At 70.2% G+C, this 15,849-nt stretch carries 16 protein-coding genes and 1 pseudogene; 8 read left to right on the forward strand and 9 right to left on the reverse strand.

The genetic code is table 11. The annotated features are described in order from the left end of the window. A pseudogene (locus BUB57_RS17155) lies at window positions 1–197 on the forward strand (transposase); the annotation flags it as partial. Here the strand turns inward: BUB57_RS17155 and BUB57_RS13340 are convergent. Next, window positions 194–1,033, reverse strand: a complete 840-nt coding sequence (locus BUB57_RS13340) for an AAA family ATPase (RefSeq protein WP_073067857.1) — start codon at window positions 1,031–1,033, stop codon at window positions 194–196. The pseudogene BUB57_RS17155 and the gene BUB57_RS13340 overlap by 4 nt on opposite strands. Before the next feature lie 185 nt (window positions 1,034–1,218). Between BUB57_RS13340 and dksA the strand changes: the two genes are divergently transcribed. Genes dksA through BUB57_RS13355 form a run of 3 tightly spaced genes read left to right on the forward strand, consistent with a single transcriptional unit; the run spans window position 1,219 to window position 3,370 of the window. After that, on the forward strand, window positions 1,219–1,641 hold the full coding sequence (dksA, locus tag BUB57_RS13345) for an RNA polymerase-binding protein DksA (RefSeq protein WP_073067865.1): 423 nt from the start codon (window positions 1,219–1,221) through the stop codon (window positions 1,639–1,641). Between the two features lie 38 nt (window positions 1,642–1,679). Beyond that, a complete protein-coding gene (locus tag BUB57_RS13350) occupies window positions 1,680–2,255 on the forward strand; it encodes a DJ-1/PfpI family protein (protein WP_073067867.1) in 576 nt (191 codons plus the stop codon). After that, the gene (locus tag BUB57_RS13355) at window positions 2,252–3,370 is read left to right on the forward strand and encodes an FAD-dependent monooxygenase (RefSeq protein WP_073067869.1); all 1,119 of its coding nucleotides are present in this window, start codon (window positions 2,252–2,254) and stop codon (window positions 3,368–3,370) included. Before BUB57_RS13350 ends, BUB57_RS13355 begins: the two co-directional genes overlap by 4 nt. Before the next feature lie 67 nt (window positions 3,371–3,437). On the opposite strand, the gene glmM is transcribed toward BUB57_RS13355, so the two are convergent. The 6 genes from glmM to xth all read right to left on the reverse strand — a co-directional run bounded on the left by glmM (window position 3,438) and on the right by xth (window position 11,114). Beyond that, window positions 3,438–4,784 carry a phosphoglucosamine mutase gene (glmM, locus tag BUB57_RS13360; RefSeq protein ID WP_073067871.1) on the reverse strand — a complete coding sequence of 449 codons (1,347 nt, stop codon included), beginning with the start codon at window positions 4,782–4,784 and terminating at the stop codon, window positions 3,438–3,440. Further along, the gene (gene folP, locus BUB57_RS13365; RefSeq protein ID WP_073067874.1) at window positions 4,781–5,782 is read right to left on the reverse strand and encodes a dihydropteroate synthase; all 1,002 of its coding nucleotides are present in this window, start codon (window positions 5,780–5,782) and stop codon (window positions 4,781–4,783) included. Before folP ends, glmM begins: the two co-directional genes overlap by 4 nt. Before the next feature lie 80 nt (window positions 5,783–5,862). Next, window positions 5,863–6,651 carry a dihydroneopterin aldolase gene (locus BUB57_RS13370; protein ID WP_073067876.1) on the reverse strand — a complete coding sequence of 263 codons (789 nt, stop codon included), beginning with the start codon at window positions 6,649–6,651 and terminating at the stop codon, window positions 5,863–5,865. Window positions 6,652–6,725: 74 nt separating this feature from the next. Beyond that, the gene (locus tag BUB57_RS13375; protein ID WP_327082968.1) at window positions 6,726–7,190 is read right to left on the reverse strand and encodes a cell wall hydrolase; all 465 of its coding nucleotides are present in this window, start codon (window positions 7,188–7,190) and stop codon (window positions 6,726–6,728) included. A 267-nt stretch (window positions 7,191–7,457) separates the two neighbouring features. Beyond that, on the reverse strand, window positions 7,458–10,064 hold the full coding sequence (locus BUB57_RS13380; protein ID WP_073067881.1) for a putative PEP-binding protein: 2,607 nt from the start codon (window positions 10,062–10,064) through the stop codon (window positions 7,458–7,460). A gap of 261 nt (window positions 10,065–10,325) precedes the next feature. Then, window positions 10,326–11,114: an exodeoxyribonuclease III gene (gene xth, locus BUB57_RS13385; RefSeq protein WP_073067883.1), complete on the reverse strand. Its 789-nt coding sequence runs from the start codon at window positions 11,112–11,114 to the stop codon at window positions 10,326–10,328. 94 nt (window positions 11,115–11,208) lie between these two features. Between xth and BUB57_RS13390 the strand changes: the two genes are divergently transcribed. Next, entirely contained in the window at window positions 11,209–11,715 is a 507-nt protein-coding gene (locus BUB57_RS13390) for a DUF421 domain-containing protein (RefSeq protein ID WP_073067885.1), read from the forward strand. 69 nt (window positions 11,716–11,784) lie between these two features. On the opposite strand, the gene BUB57_RS13395 is transcribed toward BUB57_RS13390, so the two are convergent. Together BUB57_RS13395 and BUB57_RS13400 are read right to left on the reverse strand one after the other, a co-directional pair. Then, window positions 11,785–13,053 carry a hemolysin family protein gene (locus BUB57_RS13395; RefSeq protein ID WP_073067887.1) on the reverse strand — a complete coding sequence of 423 codons (1,269 nt, stop codon included), beginning with the start codon at window positions 13,051–13,053 and terminating at the stop codon, window positions 11,785–11,787. A gap of 7 nt (window positions 13,054–13,060) precedes the next feature. After that, window positions 13,061–13,384: a HesB/IscA family protein gene (locus BUB57_RS13400; RefSeq protein WP_073067889.1), complete on the reverse strand. Its 324-nt coding sequence runs from the start codon at window positions 13,382–13,384 to the stop codon at window positions 13,061–13,063. 72 nt (window positions 13,385–13,456) lie between these two features. Between BUB57_RS13400 and BUB57_RS13405 the strand changes: the two genes are divergently transcribed. The 3 genes from BUB57_RS13405 (at window position 13,457) to BUB57_RS13415 (ending at window position 15,826) form a co-directional block, all read left to right on the forward strand. Further along, complete coding sequence (locus tag BUB57_RS13405; RefSeq protein WP_073067891.1) at window positions 13,457–14,626, forward strand: deoxyguanosinetriphosphate triphosphohydrolase; 1,170 nt, start codon at window positions 13,457–13,459, stop codon at window positions 14,624–14,626. Window positions 14,627–14,782: 156 nt separating this feature from the next. Continuing rightward, window positions 14,783–15,208, forward strand: coding sequence for an OsmC family protein (locus tag BUB57_RS13410; protein ID WP_073067893.1), 426 nt, complete (start codon window positions 14,783–14,785; stop codon window positions 15,206–15,208). A 159-nt stretch (window positions 15,209–15,367) separates the two neighbouring features. After that, window positions 15,368–15,826, forward strand: coding sequence for a YbaK/EbsC family protein (locus BUB57_RS13415; RefSeq protein ID WP_073067895.1), 459 nt, complete (start codon window positions 15,368–15,370; stop codon window positions 15,824–15,826). Window positions 15,827–15,849: the final 23 nt, after the last annotated feature.

A 15,849-nucleotide genomic window follows, 5' to 3' on the forward strand; every position in this document is an offset into this window, starting at 1 on the left:
AACGCGACCGCAAGGTGCAGCGGCAGGTCGATCCGGTCCTCTACCGCCAGCGCAACCTCGTGGAGAGGTTCTTCTCCAAGCTCAAGCAGTTCCGATAGATCGCCACCAGATATGAAAAGACAGCGCAAAACTACCTCGCCGCCGCCCTCATGGCATGCTCAAGGCTCTGGATGCGGAATTATGAGTCCGCAGCCTAGCGCTGCCGCCGCGCCATGAAGGCCAGCCGCTCGAACAGCGCCACGTCCTGTTCGTTCTTCAGCAGCGCCCCGTGCAGCCTGGGCAGCATCTCTCCGGCCGGGCGCTTGAGATCCTCGGGCGACAGATCCTCGGCCAGGATCAGCTTGAGCCAGTCGAGGAACTCGCTGGTCGAGGGTTTCTTCTTCAGCCCCGGCGCCTCGCGCAGCTCGAGGAACTGGGTCAGCGCCTCGTCCAGCAGCCGCGGCTTGAGTCCCGGGTGATGCACCGCCACGATCCGCTTCAGCGTCTCGGCGTCGGGGAAGCGGATGTAGTGGAAGAAGCAGCGGCGCAGGAAGGCGTCCGGCAGCTCTTTTTCGTTGTTCGAGGTGATGATGACCACCGGGCGGTGGCGTGCCATGATGGTCTCGCCGGTTTCGTAGACGTGGAACTCCATCCGGTCGAGTTCCTGCAGCAGGTCGTTCGGGAACTCGATGTCGGCCTTGTCGATCTCGTCGATCAGCAGCACCACCTTGCCGTCGGCCTCGAAGGCCTGCCACAGCTTGCCCTTGCGGATATAGTTGGCGATGTCGTGGACCCGCGCCTCGCCCAGCTGGCTGTCGCGCAGGCGGCTGACGGCATCGTATTCGTAAAGCCCCTGCTGTGCGCGGGTGGTGGATTTCACGTTCCACTCGATGATCGGCAGCCCCAGGCTGGCGGCGACCTGCCGGGCAAGCTCGGTCTTGCCGGTGCCGGGCTCGCCCTTGACCAGCAGCGGCCGTTCCAGCGTCACCGCGGCATTCACCGCCAGCGCCAGATCGGGCGAGGCGACATAGGTTTCGGTCGAACTGAACTGCATCGGCGGATCCTTCTGCGGCGGGCGCGGGGGCGGGTCTGGCGCCGGCGGACACTAGGCCGGGCGCGGGCGCACGGCAAGTTGCCCCTTGCGCGGGGACGGCGGCTATTTCCTTCCCCCGGCTCATCCTTTAAGTGGACGCCGAAAGGACCGGGCAGCGACCTGTCCCGGGCCTCGCCGGAGGACCCATGAAGCGCCAGACTTTCCTTCCCGATGAATACCGTCCCGCCGAGGACGAGCCCTTCATGAACGATCGCCAGCTGGAGTATTTCCGTCGCAAGCTGCTGGCCTGGAAACAGGAACTGCTGGCCCAGTCGGCCGAGACGCTGGAGGGGCTGCAGGACAGCGCCCGCAACGTCCCCGACATCGCCGACCGCGCATCCGAGGAAACCGACCGCGCCATCGAGCTGCGCACCCGCGACCGCCAGCGCAAGCTGGTCAGCAAGATCGACGCGGCGCTGCGCCGGATCGACACCGGCGAGTTCGGCTATTGCGAGATGACCGGCGAGCCGATCAGCCTCAAGCGGCTGGATGCCCGCCCGATCGCAACGATGACGCTGGAAGCGCAGGAAAAACACGAACGCCGCGAGCGCGTGCACCGCGACGACTGACGCACGCCTCCGGCCCATCTGGGGAAAGGGAGGACGCTATGGACGAAGCGACGACACAGCCGGTGCTGATCGTGCTGCTCGACGGGTTTGCCGACTGGGAAACCCCGATGATCTCGGCGGTGGGCAGTGATTTCTACGGGATTTCGGTGCGCCATGCCACGCCGGGCGGCGGCGAGGTGACCTCGATGGGCGGGCTGCGGGTCACCGGCCTGCCGGATATCGCGGTGCAGGGGGACGAGGTGATCGTGCTGTGCGGCAGCAACGGCTGGACCCGCCCCGATGCCCCCGACCTGTCCGCGATGCTGCAGGCGGCGCATGGGCGCGGCCAGACCGTCGCCGGGATCTGCGCCGGGACGCTGGCGCTGGGTCGGGCCGGGCTGCTGGCGGGGCGGGCGCATACCTCGAACAGCCTCGACTTCCTGCGCCAGTCCCTGCCGGATTACGCCGGGGCCGCGGATTACCGCGACCAGCCGCAGGCCGTGGCGGACGCCGGCATCATCACCGCCGCCGGCACCGCCCCGGTCAGCTTTGCCGCCGCGGTGCTGGCTGCGGCGGGGGTCGACGGGCAGCAGCTGGCGCAGTTCCGCGCCATGGCCGGTGCCGAACACCGATGACCGGGGCGCTGCAGGGGCAACAGGCGACCATCATCGGCGGTGGCATCGGCGGGCTGACCGCGGCGCTGGCGCTGGCCCGCCGCGGGGCGCGGGTCACGGTGCTGGAACGCGCGGGCGCGCGGCGCGAGGTCGGCGCGGGCATCCAGGTCAGCCCCAATGCCGGGCGGGTGCTGGAGGCGCTGGGGCTGGCCGCGCCGTTTCAGGCGGCCTCACAGGCCTCGCACGGGGTCGAACTGCGCGACCAGCGCGGCGCGCTGGTGCTGCATCTCGACTTTGCCCGCTGGCGCCCGCAGGCGTCTTTCCGCACCATCCACCGCGCCCGGCTGGTCGAGCTGCTGGACACCGCCGCCCGCGACCATGGCGTCGAGATCCGCCTGAACACCCATGTCGACTCGCTGCCGGAAGCGGCGCTGCTGATCGGCGCCGACGGGCTGCACAGCCGGGTGCGGCGGGCGCTGAACGGGACCGAGACCCCGTTCTTCACCGGCCAGACCGCCTGGCGCGCGATCATCCAGGACGACGACCAGCAGCCGCTGACCCGCGTCTTCATGGGCAGCGGCCGGCATCTGGTCAGCTATCCGCTGGGCTTCGGACAACGCAATCTGGTGGCGGTGCTGGAACGCGACAACTGGACCGAGGAACGCTGGTCGCAGACCGACGACCCCGCCAACCTGCGCCGCGCCTTTGCGGGGTTTGGCGGCCCGGTCCAAGGCTGGCTGGACCGCGTGACCGAAACCGGCCTCTGGGGCCTGTTCCGCCACCAAGTCGCGGCGCGCTGGCAGGACGGGCGCATGGCGATCCTGGGCGACGCCGCCCACCCCACCCTGCCGTTCCTTGCGCAAGGGGCCTGCATGGCGATCGAGGATGCCTGGACCCTCGCCGCCTGCCTCGACGCCGATCCCGACCAACCGCGCGCGCTGTCCCGCTATCAGCAGCTGCGCCAGCCCCGTTGCACCCGCATCGTCGCCGCCGCCACCGCGAACGCCCGCAACTACCACCTCTCGGGCCCCAAGCGCGTCGCGGCTCACGCGGCCCTGCGGCTGGCGAACCGCCTAGCCCCCCGCACGGCGTTCGAGCGTTTCGCCTGGGTCTACGACCACGACCCGACAGCCTGACCTCGCAGGGTTCGGGCGGTCACAAATATCCCGGGGGAGGCGCGCAGCGACGGGGGCAGCGCCCCCCTTACGCCGCCGCCTTTTCCACCGCGGCGACGATGCCGTCCACCACCTCGCGCAGAACCGCCTCGTCCTCGGCCTCGGCCATGACCCGGATCAGCGGCTCGGTGCCGGATTTGCGGATCAGCACCCGGCCCGATTGCGCCAGACGCGCCTCGGCGGCTGCGATCTCGGCGCGCACCGCCTCGGCCGACAGCGGGTCGGCGCCGGCGGCATAGCGCACGTTCTTCAGCATCTGCGGCACCGGGATGAACTGGCGCAGCAACTCGCTGGCCGCAGCACCGCTGTCGGCCAGCGCCGCCAGCACCTGCAGCCCCGCGATCAGCCCGTCGCCGGTGGTGGCGTAATCGGTCATCACGATATGGCCCGACTGCTCGCCACCAAGGTTGTAGCCCGCGCCGCGCATCCGCTCGACCACATAGCGGTCGCCCACGGCGGTGCGTTCCAGCCGCAGACCGCGACCGGTCAGGAACCGCTCCAGCCCCAGGTTCGACATTACCGTCGCGACCAGCGCGCCGCCGCGCAGCCGCCCGGCATCGGCCCAGCGCGAGGCCAGCAGCGCCATCAGCTGGTCGCCGTCCGCCACCTGCCCCTGTTCGTCGACGATCATCACCCGGTCAGCGTCGCCGTCCAGGCTGATGCCCAGATGCGCGCCATGTTCGCGCACGGCCGCCGCCGCGGCCTCGGGGTGGGTCGAGCCCACGCCGGCGTTGATATTGAACCCGTCCGGCTCGACACCCAGCGGGATCACCTCGGCGCCCAGCTCCCACAGCACGTCGGGGGCGGCGCGATAGGCGGCGCCATTGGCGCAGTCGATCACCACCTTGAGCCCGTCCAGCCGCTGCCCGGCCGGGAATGTGGTCTTGGCGTATTCGACATAGCGGCCGCGGCCGTCCTCGATCCGCCGGGCACGGCCGATATGGGCGGGCTGCGCCAGGGCGATATCGCCGGCCAGGATCGCCTCGATCTCGGCCTCGGCCTCGTCGGACAGCTTGAAGCCGTCGGGGCCAAAGAACTTGATGCCGTTGTCCTCGGCCGGGTTGTGGCTGGCAGAGATCATGATCCCCAGATCCGCCCGCATCGAGCGGGTCAGGAACCCCACCGCCGGGGTCGGCACCGGCCCCAGCAGCAGCACGTTCATCCCGGTCGAGGTCAGCCCCGCCGTCAGCGCATTTTCCAGCATGTAGCCCGACAGCCGGGTGTCCTTGCCGATCACCACCCGGTGGCGGTTGCGGCCATCGCGGCGGAACCAGCGCCCGGCGGCGGCGCCCAGCCGCAGCGCCATCTCGGCGGTCATCGGATGGGTGTTGGCCCGGCCGCGCACCCCGTCGGTGCCGAAAAGCTTTCTGCTCATGGTTCCCCTGTTCCCGTTACCGCCTGCCACAGCGCCAGCCCCTGCCTGGTCCCGGCCACATCGTGGACCCGATGGATCTGCACCCCCTGCGCCACCGCCGCCAGCGTCACCGCCAGGCTGCCGGGATCGCGCCCCGAGGCCCCTACCCCGCCGCCCAGCGTCCCGATGAAGCTCTTGCGCGAGGCGCCCAGCAGCAGCGGCACGCCAAGCCCATGATAAAGCGAGATCCGGCGCAGGATTTCAAGATTATGCTGCAAGGTCTTGCCGAAGCCGATGCCGGGGTCGACCACGATGCGGTGGCGAGGGATGCCCGCGGCCTCGGCCCGCGCGACGCGGGCCGCAAGCGCGTCATAGACATCCAGCAGCACGTCGTCATAGCGCGGATCGTCCTGCATCGTCTCGGGCACGCCCTGCGCGTGCATCAGGCAGACCGCCACGCCGGTGTCGGCCACCGCCGAGGCCATCGCAGGGTCGAAGTCAAAGCCCGAGACATCGTTCACCATCACCGCCCCGGCCGCCACCCCGGCGCGGGCCACGGCGGCCTTGCGGGTGTCGACGGAAACCGGAACCCGCCCCGCAAAACCGGCGATCGCGGGGGTGGTGCGGGCGATCTCGTCGGCGACCTCAACCGCGCGTGCGCCGGGGCGCGTCGATTCCCCGCCGATGTCCAGCAAGTCCGCGCCCGCCTCCAGCAGCGCCTGCGCATGGGCGAGACCGCCATCGGCGTTCCAGCGCCCGCCGTCCGAAAAACTGTCCGGGGTCACGTTGACGATGCCCATCAGCTGCGGGCGGTCCACCGCCAGCCCGGCCACCGGCGGGCGCGGGGCGGTCAGCGCGGCGATCACCTCGGGCGGGGCCTTGGGGACGATGCGGGGGGGCGCGCCGCGCGACAGCTGTTCGAAGGCCGAAAACCGCACCCAGCCGCCCGCCAGCCGCCAGCGGCCCTGCGGATCGGGCAAGGGGCGGAAATAGTCGCGGGCGGGTCCGGGGCTGGGCATGGATGGAGCTTCGTCGGCGAAAGGGGCCAGGGCGGCCGGGTTGCGGTCCTATTGCCGCCCCGCCGCCCGCGCTGCAAGCATCACCCGGGCAGAAGCGCCGAGGGAATGCGGAAACCCGCCGCCGCGGCAGGCAGGGACTCGCCCGCAGGCAGCGCCCAGTCGATGAGGGTCGCGTCCAGCCGCTCGGCCAGCCACAGCGCCAGCGCCGCCGGCTCGGCCGGCAGGTCGCTGTCCGCCACCATCCGCGCCGGCGCCCAGACCACCGCAATCCCGTTCGCGGCCGCCCAGTCGAGTTCCGTGCGGCTGTCGGCGACGGTCAGTCCGAGATCGCCCGCCAATGCCCAGGCGGCCTGATCCAGCGCCAGCAGCGCGATGCGCCGCGCATTGGCGCCCTGCGGCAGCGGCAGCAGCGGCGCGGCGGGGATCACCACCAGCGCCCCCGCGGGCAGGCTTTCGACCCGCCGCCCCATGACCAGCAGCGCCGGGCGCGCGGCGCTGGCCGTGGCCTGCACCCGCCCGGCGCGGCGGGTCAGCGTCACCCCCAGCGCCCCCGGCACCCGGTCAAGCTTTTCGATGCTGACCGTCACCTCGGCCGCCAGGGGCTGCGCCAGCACCTGCGCGGCGATGCGTTCGGCCAGCGTCTCCAGCAGGTCATAGCGCCGGTCGGCCAGCCCGTCGGCCACCGCCCCGGTCAGCACATCATAGGACAGGATACGGTCCACATGGTCGTCGACGCCCGCCACCGGCCGCGCCAGCGCCACCTCGATGGCAAAGCGCAGCCGCTGCTGCTGGCCGCGCTCGCTCTGGAACGCGCCGATCTCGGCCGAGACGATGTAGTCGCGCAGGTGGATGCGGTCGGGCTGGTCCATGCCGCTTCCTTGGAACGAACGCGGCCCCGCCGCAAGGGCAGGGCCGTGACGTCGCTTCCGCGCTGCGGGAAACCTTAGTTCGAGGCCACCCGCTGCCCGCCGCCGCGGCGGTAAAAGATATGGCTGCCGATCCGGGTGGTGCGGGTAAAGCGCTTGGCCCAGGACGGCTTGACATAGGTGGTGTGGAAATAGGTGGCGCCCCCGGTCAGGCTGCGCGGCGCGCCCGACAGCGCCTCGAGCGCGATCTTTTCCGCCCGCATCGCGGCGGCGCGTTCGCGCATCCGCAGGCTGCCGCCCTTGTAGCTGAACTGGCCGCGCTGGTTGACCACGCCGCAGACCGAATTGGGGAAGGCCGGATGATCGACGCGGTTCAGGATCACCTCGGCCACGGCGCGCTGGCCGGACACGGGTTCGCCCCGCGCCTCGAAATACAGCGCCTCGGTCAGGCATTGCAGGGTGGCGCCGGGAATGGCTGCATCGGCCCTTGCCTGGATCAGCCGCTCGGGCCCGCCGGTGACAGTGCGGGTCTTTTGCGCCATGGCTCCGGCAGGAAGGACCGGAAGGGCCAGCGCGACACACACACCGACGTGCGCCAGCCTTTTCAGCAGCTTGCTCATGAGGGTCTCGTTTTTCCGTTGCTCGCGGCCCGGATGCCCAGGCACCGATCCGCGAGGCAGGAGATGCGCTCGCAGACCCGCCCGGCACCAGTCAAAGAAACCGTGAGCGCCGGAACCGGGCCGGAATCGCGCGTTCCGGGCAGATTTCCGCCGACCGGAAAACCGCGCTTCGGCAGGTTTCGGCCCCGTTCAGCGGATCTTCATACCCGGTCCGAACCAGTCGTCCGGCCCCGCCCCCGATTCGAGCCCCGATTCCGGCCCCACCGATTCGGCCAGCCGCTGCCGGATCGCCTCTTGCGCGGCGGCCAGACGCGCCACCGGCACCCGGAAGGGCGAGCAGCTGACGTAATCCAGCCCGGCGCGCTGGCAAAAGGCGATGGATTCGGGGTTGCCCGCGTGTTCGCCGCACATGGCGACGGTGATCCCGGGCCGGTGCGCGCGCGCCCGCCCGGTGCCGATCAGCACCAGTTCGCCCACCCCCTCGCGGTCGAGGATGTGGAACGGGTCCTCGGCATAGACCCCCTGCCCCACATAGCTGCCCATGAAGCGCGCGGCGTCGTCGCGCGACAGTCCATAGGTCATCTGGGTCAGGTCGTTGGTGCCAAAGGACAGAAACGCGCAATGCTCGGCGATGTCGCCCGCCCGCAGCGCGGCGCGCGGGGTTTCCACCATGACCCCCAGCCGATAGTCGAACTCGGTCCGGGTCTCGGCGCGGACGGCGGCGGCGATGCCCTCGACCCGGTGGCGGACCAGCTCGACCTCGCGCATGGCGCTGACCAGCGGGATCATGATCTCGGGGACCACGCCCTGGCCGCTGCGGCCGACCTCGACGGCGGCCTCGAAGATGGCGCGGGCCTGCATCTCGTAGATTTCCGGGACGGTGATGCCCAGCCGCACCCCGCGCATCCCCAGCATCGGGTTGTATTCGGCCAGCGCCTCGACCCGGCGCACCACGTCCGACAGCGGCAGGTCCAGCGATTCGGCCAGCTCGCGCATCCCCTCGCGGTCGTGGGGCAGGAACTCGTGCAGCGGCGGATCGAACAGGCGGATGGTGACCGGATAGCCGTCCATGATGCGGAACAGCGCGGTGAAATCGGCGCGCTGCATCGGCAGCAGGCGGTCCAGCGACAGGCGGCGATCCTCGGCCCGGTCGGCAAAGATCATCTCGCGCATGGCCGGCAGGCGCTCGTCGTCGAAGAACATGTGCTCGGTGCGCACCAGCCCGATGCCCTGCGCGCCGAACATGCGGGCGGTGCGGGCATCCTCGGGGGTGTCGGCATTGCCGCGCACCTTCATGCTGCGCGCCGCATCCGCCCAGTCGAGCAGCTGGTTGAAGCTTTCGTCCAGCGCCGGTTCCAGCATCGCGGCGGCGCCAGCCAGAACCTCGCCCGAGGTGCCGTCGACGGTGATCTCCTCGCCCTCGCGGAACAGCCGGTCGCCGGCGCGCATCACCCGCGCCCGCGGGTCGATGGCGATCCCCGAGGCGCCGACGATGCAGGGCAGCCCCAGCCCGCGCGCGATCACCGCGGCGTGGCTGGACATGCCGCCGCGTTCGGTCAGCACCGCGACCGAGGCGTGCATCCCCCGGATATCCTCGGGCAGGGTCTCGCGCCGGACCAGCACGCAGGCCTCGCCCCGCGCGGCGGCGGCCTGCGCGGCGGCGGCGGAAAAGGCGATGCGGCCGGTGGCGGCGCCGGGGCTGGCGGGCATCCCGCGGGTGACGATGTCGCGCGGCGCGCGCGGGTCGACCTGGTGGTGCAGCAGATCGGTCAGCGCCCGTGGCTGCACCCGCATCAGCGCCTGTTCGGGCGGGATGATCCCGTCGCGCGCCAGTCCGACCGCGATGCGCACCGCCGCCCGCGACGACCGCTGCACCCTGATCGCGTCGATGATCGACAGATGCCCGTCGGCGACCACGAACTCGATCTGCATCTCTTCCTTGAGCCGCTCGCGCGCGGCGACGCCGAAGCGGACCAGATCGGCGAACACCGCCGGGGCCGCCTCCTCAAGCGACAGGCCGCGGGGGTCGCGGGTCAGATAGATCGTCTCGGCATCGCTGCGCCTAGCGCTGCCCTGGGTCTGGCCGCGAAAGCGCCCGGTGATGCGCGGCGCGCCGGTCAGGCTGTCGATGAACTGGATCGAGCCCGAGCCGGTGACCCCCGGCCCCAGCGCCAGCGCCATTTCCTGCACCACCAGCCCCAGCGGCGCATCCGCCGGCGCGCCCTTGGCCTGACGCAAGAGCCGCGCGGTCGGCCCCTCCCACGCGCGGGCCATGGACCGCAGCACCTCGACCAGCTGGCGGGCGGGGTCCTGGGGGAAATCCTCGTCGGTCTCGTGTTGGAAACTGTCCAGCGTGTCGGCCAGCGTCGCATCGGGGTCGCTGAACATGTCGGGGTCCAGCCGCGCCACATGGATCGCATAGGCCTGCACAAAGCCGCGATAGAGCGCATCGGCGGCCTCGACCCCCAGCGACTGCGCCAGCTCGGCGTGGCGGGCGGCGTTCATGCCGACGTTCAGCACCGTTCCCGGCCCGCCCCATTCCGGGTCCATCGCCGAGGGTCGCACCCCCACCAGCCCCCGCGTCCCGGCGATCAGCCGTTCCAGCTCGGCCGCGGGCAGGGGGCGGCCGGCGGCGATGGCGCGCACGGCCGAGGCGGGAATCGCAAAGCTGCGCGGCACCGGCAGATCCATGCGGACCAGCCGTTGCAGGCATTTCGCCCGCCAGCCGTGCACCAAGGCCGCGACGGGGGCCGAGGGGGTGATTTCGACGATCGACAGTTCGGCGGGCTGATCCATGGGCCGGCACCCTAAGCCCGCGCCGCTTATCCTCGCAAGAGCGAAGCTTCACTCGTGCCGCAGGGGGCTATCCGCCCCGCCGCCTGCGGCGCGTTCGGGCTTTGCCCCTGGCTCACTGGAAACGGTCCAGCGGACCGTTTCCAGTGAGCCAGCCCCGAGGATATTTGTGCAAGGAAGATGGCAGAGGGCCCGAGGTTTCTTTCTGGCACAAATACCCTCCGGGGGTGCGGGGGTGGAAAACCCCCGCTCGGGGCAGCGCAGTCAGGCGTCAAGCTCGATCCAGACCGGCACGTGATCGCTGGGCTTTTCCCGGCTGCGCTGGTCGCGGTCCACGCCCGCGCCGCGCATCAGATCGGCGGCCTGCGGCGACAGCAGCGCGTGGTCGATGCGGATGCCGTTGTCGCGTTCCCAGGACTGGCGCTGATAGTCCCAGAAGGTGAAGGGGCCGCGGCTGCCATGAGGATCAGAGAGGCGGAGCGCGTCGGTCCAGCCCTGATGCAGGATGCGCCGGAACGCGGCCCGCGACTGCGGCAGGAACAGCGCGTCATCCACCCAACTCTCCGGGCGCGCGGCATCGCGCGGCTCGGGGATCACGTTGTAGTCGCCCAGCATCACCACCGGCACCTCGATCGCCAGCAGTTCGGCGGCACGCAGGCGCATCCGCTCCATCCAGGCCAGCTTGTAGTCGTATTTCGGCCCCGGCGCCGGGTTGCCGTTGGGCAGATACAGCCCGGCCACGGTGACGGCGTGGCGCTGGCCCACCACCACCGCCTCGATCCAGCGGGCCTGTTCGTCGCCGTCGTCGCCGGGCAGGCCGCGGCGGATCTCCTCGACCGGCAGGCGCGACAGCACTGCGACGCCGTTCCAGCTTTTCTGGCCGTGGGCCCAGACCCGCCAGCCCAGATCCTCGACGATCTCGGTCGGGAACCCCTCGTCGACGGTCTTGATCTCTTGCAGCACCGCGACATCGGGCTGCGCCTCGGCCAGCCAGGCGGTCAGCTGATGCAGCCGCGCCTTGATGCCGTTGACGTTGAAACTGGCGATTTTCATGCCGGCGACCCTAGGGCGGGGGCGGCGCCGGGGCAAGCGGCTGGGAACCGCCGCCCCTACGGCGGATTGATCCGCAGGCCATGCGGAGCAAAAGATGTTCGAGCTTCAGACCCCGATCCTTGAGCTGATCCTGCGCGGCGCGCTGCTGTTCGTGCTGTTCATGGCGCTGTTTCGCATCCTGCCGCGCCGCACCGGGGGCGAGCTGGCGCCGATGGATCTGGTGTTCCTGCTGCTGGTCACCGAATCCGCCTCGCATTCGCTGGGGGATTTCGATTCCCTGCCGGACGGGGCGGTGCAGATCGTCACGCTGATGGCGCTGAACTACCTGACCAACCGGCTCAGCTTCGCCTCGCCCGGCTTCATGCGGCTGGTCGAGCACGCGCCGATCCAGATCATCCGCGACGGGCAGGCGATCCCGCGCAACCTGCGCCGCGAGCTGCTGACCGCGGAAGAGCTGCGCAGCCACCTGCGGCTGAACGGCATCGACGACATCGCCCAGGTGAAAAGCGCCTATGTCGAAAGCGACGGGCGGCTGAGCGTCATCCGCGCGGACGAGGAAACGGACCAGGGCGGCGGGGACGAGGGCAGCCCCAGAGCATGAGCCCCCCGGCTCTTTCATCTCGCCCCAAATATCCCGGGGTCCGGGGCAGAGCCCCGGTCCTGCACGCGCCTATTCAGCCGGCGGTGCGGTCACGATCAGCCGGTCGATGCGCATCGCGTCCATGTCCGCAACCTCGATCGTCCAGCCCTGATGGGAAAAGATATCGCCGGTGCGCGGGATCCGGTTCAGGATCGCCAGCACCATCCCGGCCACGGTGTTGAAATCGCCCTCGGGCAGCGGGAACCCGGTCTCGCCGGCGAATTCGTCGGCGCTTTCGCTGCCGGCGACCAGCCAGGACCCGTCGGGGCGGCGCACCATGTCGGGCTCGTCCCCCTCGGCGTCGGCGAAATCGCCGGTGATCGCCTCCAGCAGGTCCATGGCGGTGATGATGCCCTGGAAATGCCCGTATTCGTCATAGACCAGCACCATGCGCGAGGGCGTGGCCCGCATCACCTCGATCACCGACAGCGCGTCGGCGGCGTCCAGGACGGTCGGCGCCTCGCGGATCAGGCTGCGCAGGTCGGGTTCGTCCACCCCGATCAGGTCGCGCAGCGCCACCACCCCCAGGATGTCGTCGTCCGAGCCGTCCGTCACCGGCAGCCGCGAAAACCGCGCGGCGCGGATCTTGGCCATCACCACCTCGGGCGGGTCGGAAATGTCGATCATCTCGACATCGCGGCGGGGCGTCATCATCGCCGCGGCCGAGCGGTCGGCCACCCGCATCACCCCGGCGATCATGCCGCGCTCGCCCTCCATCAGCACGCCGGCCTGCGCGGCCTCGGCGATGGTCATGCGCACCTCTTCGTCGGTGATGGCGCGGTCCGAGCTGTCGCCGACGCCGGCCAGCCGCAGCACCAGCCGGGCGGCATTGTCCAGCAGCCAGACCAGCGGCGTCCCGATCCGCCCCAGCAGCGTCATCGAGGGCGCCACCCGCGCGGCGATCCGTTCGGGGTTGGACATGGCGATCTGCTTGGGCACCAGCTCGCCGATGATCACCGACAGCGCGGTGATCGCGGCCACGACCAGGAACACCCCCAGCGTCTGCGCCAGACCGTAGGGCACCCCCGCCGCCGCCAGCGCCGCGCCCGCCCGCAGGCCCAGCGTCGCCCCGGACACCGCGCCCAGCAGCACGCCCACCAGCGTGATCCCGATCTGTACCGCCGACAGGAACTTGCCCGGCTGTTCCAGCAGCGCCAGCGCCGCCTGTGCGCCGCGATCGCCCTTTTCGGCCATGCTGGCCAGCCGCGCCGGCCGGGCCGAGACCACCGCCAGTTCCGACATCGCCAACAGCCCGTTCACGATGGTCAGGGCAACGATCAGCAGGATTTCCAGAAACATCAGAGCATCACATCGAGAACGAGGTGCCGCAGCCGCAGGACGAGCTGGCGTTCGGGTTTTCGATGGTGAAGCGGGACCCGATCAGCTCGTCCGCCCAGTCGATGGTGGCGCCGGCCAGGAACGGCAGCGACACCGGGTCGACGACAACGCGCTGGCCCTCGGCCTCGAGCACCAGATCGTCGGCGGCGGGTTCGTCCATGCGGATGTCGTACTGGAAACCGGAACAGCCGCCGCCCAGCACCGCGACGCGCAACGCCGGTCCCGGCCCGCCTGCATTGATCTCGGCCAGGCGCGCGAAGGCGCGGGGCGTGACCGTGGGGGGCAGGTTCATGGGGCGTTCCCGTTTCGTGGACATTGCCCAGACTATAGGGTCGCAGGCGCCCTGCCGCAAGGAAACCGCCGCATGACGCAAGCGCCCGCCCCCTATGCCTGCCAGCCCGCCGAAAGCCTCGGCCGGCTGCATGCCGAGGAACTGTCCACCTTTCGCAGCCCGTGGCAGCGCGACCGCGACCGCATCATCCACTCCTCCGCGTTCCGCCGGCTCAAGCACAAGACGCAGGTGTTCGTGGAGCAAGAGGGCGACGCCTATCGCGGCGATTATTTCCGCACCCGCCTGACCCACACGATCGAGGTGGCGCAGGTCGCCCGTACCATCGCCGGCGCGCTGGGGCTGAACACCGACCTGGCCGAGGCGGTGGCGCTGGCCCACGATCTGGGCCACCCGCCCTTCGGCCATACCGGCGAGGACGCGCTGGCGGCGCTGATGGCCCCTTATGGCGGCTTCGACCACAACGCGCAGGCGCTGCGGATCGTCACGAAACTGGAACGCCACTATGCCGGCTTCGACGGGCTGAACCTGACCTGGGAAACGCTGGAGGGCATCGCCAAGCACAACGGCCCGGTGGCGCCGCCATGGCCCTGGGCGCTGGCACAGGTGAATGCCGACTGGGACCTGCGCCTGTCCACCCACGCCAGCGCCGAGGCGCAGGTGGCCGCCGTCGCCGACGACGTGGCCTATAATCACCACGACCTGCACGACGGGCTGCGATCCGGCCTGTTCACCGCCGCCGACCTGATGGAGCTGCCGCTGATCGGCCCGGCGTTTGCGCGGGTGGACCGGCTGCACCCCGGGCTCGACCCCTCGCGCCGCGAACACGAGGCGCTGCGGCGCATTTTCGGCACCATGGTCGAGGATGTGATCGCCGTCGCCCGCGCCCGGCTTGCGGACACCGCGCCCCGCTCGGCCGAGGACATCCGGGCATTGGACCGCCCGGTGATCCGCTTTTCCGAGCCGCTGTTCGCCGAATTGAAGGAAATCCGGCAGTTCCTGTTCACCCGCATGTACCGCGCCCCCCCGGTGATGGAGGAGCGCGCCCAGGTCACCGCAATGCTGAACGTGATCTTCCCCGCCATGCTGGACGACCCCACGCTGATGCCCGAGGACTGGCGGCTCGAGGCGCTCTCCGCCCCCGACCGCACCGCCCGCGCCCGCGTGGTGCTGGACTACGTCGCCGGCATGACCGACCGTTTCGCCATCGCCGAATGGCAACGGCTGGGCGGCGCGGCGGGCTGAGCCCTCGGCTGCTTCTTTCTGGTGCAAATACCCCGGGGTCCGGGGCAGCGCCCCGGCCTGCCCTTGCAATCTCCGCGCCCGACCGCTCTCCTGTCCCGCATTGAACCCCCGCCACGGATCGGGCGTTCGGCACCAGCGCAACATCAGGAGGCAACCATGGCGATCACCAGGACAGGCTCGGCGAAATGGCAGGGCGGGATCAAGGACGGCAAGGGCGAGGTCTCGACCGAATCGGGCGCGCTGTCGGCGCAGCCCTACGGCTTTTCCATGCGCTTCGAGGGCGACAAGGGCACCAACCCCGAGGAACTGATCGGCGCCGCCCACGCCGCCTGTTTCAGCATGGCCCTGTCCGGGCAGCTTGAAAAAGCCGGGGTGCGCAACGCAAGCATCGAAAGCTCGTCCGCCGTGACCATCGAAAAGGAGGGCGACGGCTTCACCATCACCAAGGCGCACCTGACCACCCGCATCTCGGGCGATGGCGACGAGGCAGCGATCCGCCAGGCCGCCGAGACCGCCAAGACCGGCTGCCCGGTCAGCAAGCTGCTGAACGCCGAGGTGACGATGGATCTGACGGTGGGATGAATTGCACGCGGCGCGGCTTGAGGGCCGCGCTGCAACATTGACCGCGTTGCGGGACAGCGCCGACATTCGTCATCGCATTGCCCAGAGAGGCATACCTTAACTTTGAGCCCCGGCTTGGTTAAGGGTGGCCGCAAAACAACAGGAACGGGCAGTCGGTCCATGAGCATCACATCCGTCCGGGCATTCTTTGCCGAACACGCCTCCGATCTTGAAGTGCTGGAGAACAATGCCAGCACCGCTACAGTGCGCGAGGCTGCGGATGCGCTTGGCGTGACCGATGGGCAGATCGCCAAGACGTTGTCGCTGCGGGTGGGTGACCGCGTCGTCCTGCTCGTCACACGCGGTGATGCGCGGCTCGACAATCGCAAATACAAGGATCAGTTCGGAACCAAGGCAAAGATGCTGCCTGCTTCGGAGGTCCTGGAGATTACGGGGCATCCGGTGGGGGGCGTCTGCCCCTTTGGTCTGGCGCAGCCGCTGGAGGTGTATTGCGACGTCTCTCTCCGAGCCTTCGAGGAGGTGTTCCCTGCAGCCGGTGCACCGAACGCCGCCGTTCGGATCGGCACCGAGCGACTTGCCGAAGTCACCCGGGCAAAATGGGTCGATGTGACGCAGTAAGCGAATGACGGGCCAAGGCTTCG

The sequence above is a fragment of the Paracoccus solventivorans genome (genome assembly GCF_900142875.1).
Classification (GTDB): Bacteria; Pseudomonadota; Alphaproteobacteria; order Rhodobacterales; family Rhodobacteraceae; genus Paracoccus; species Paracoccus solventivorans.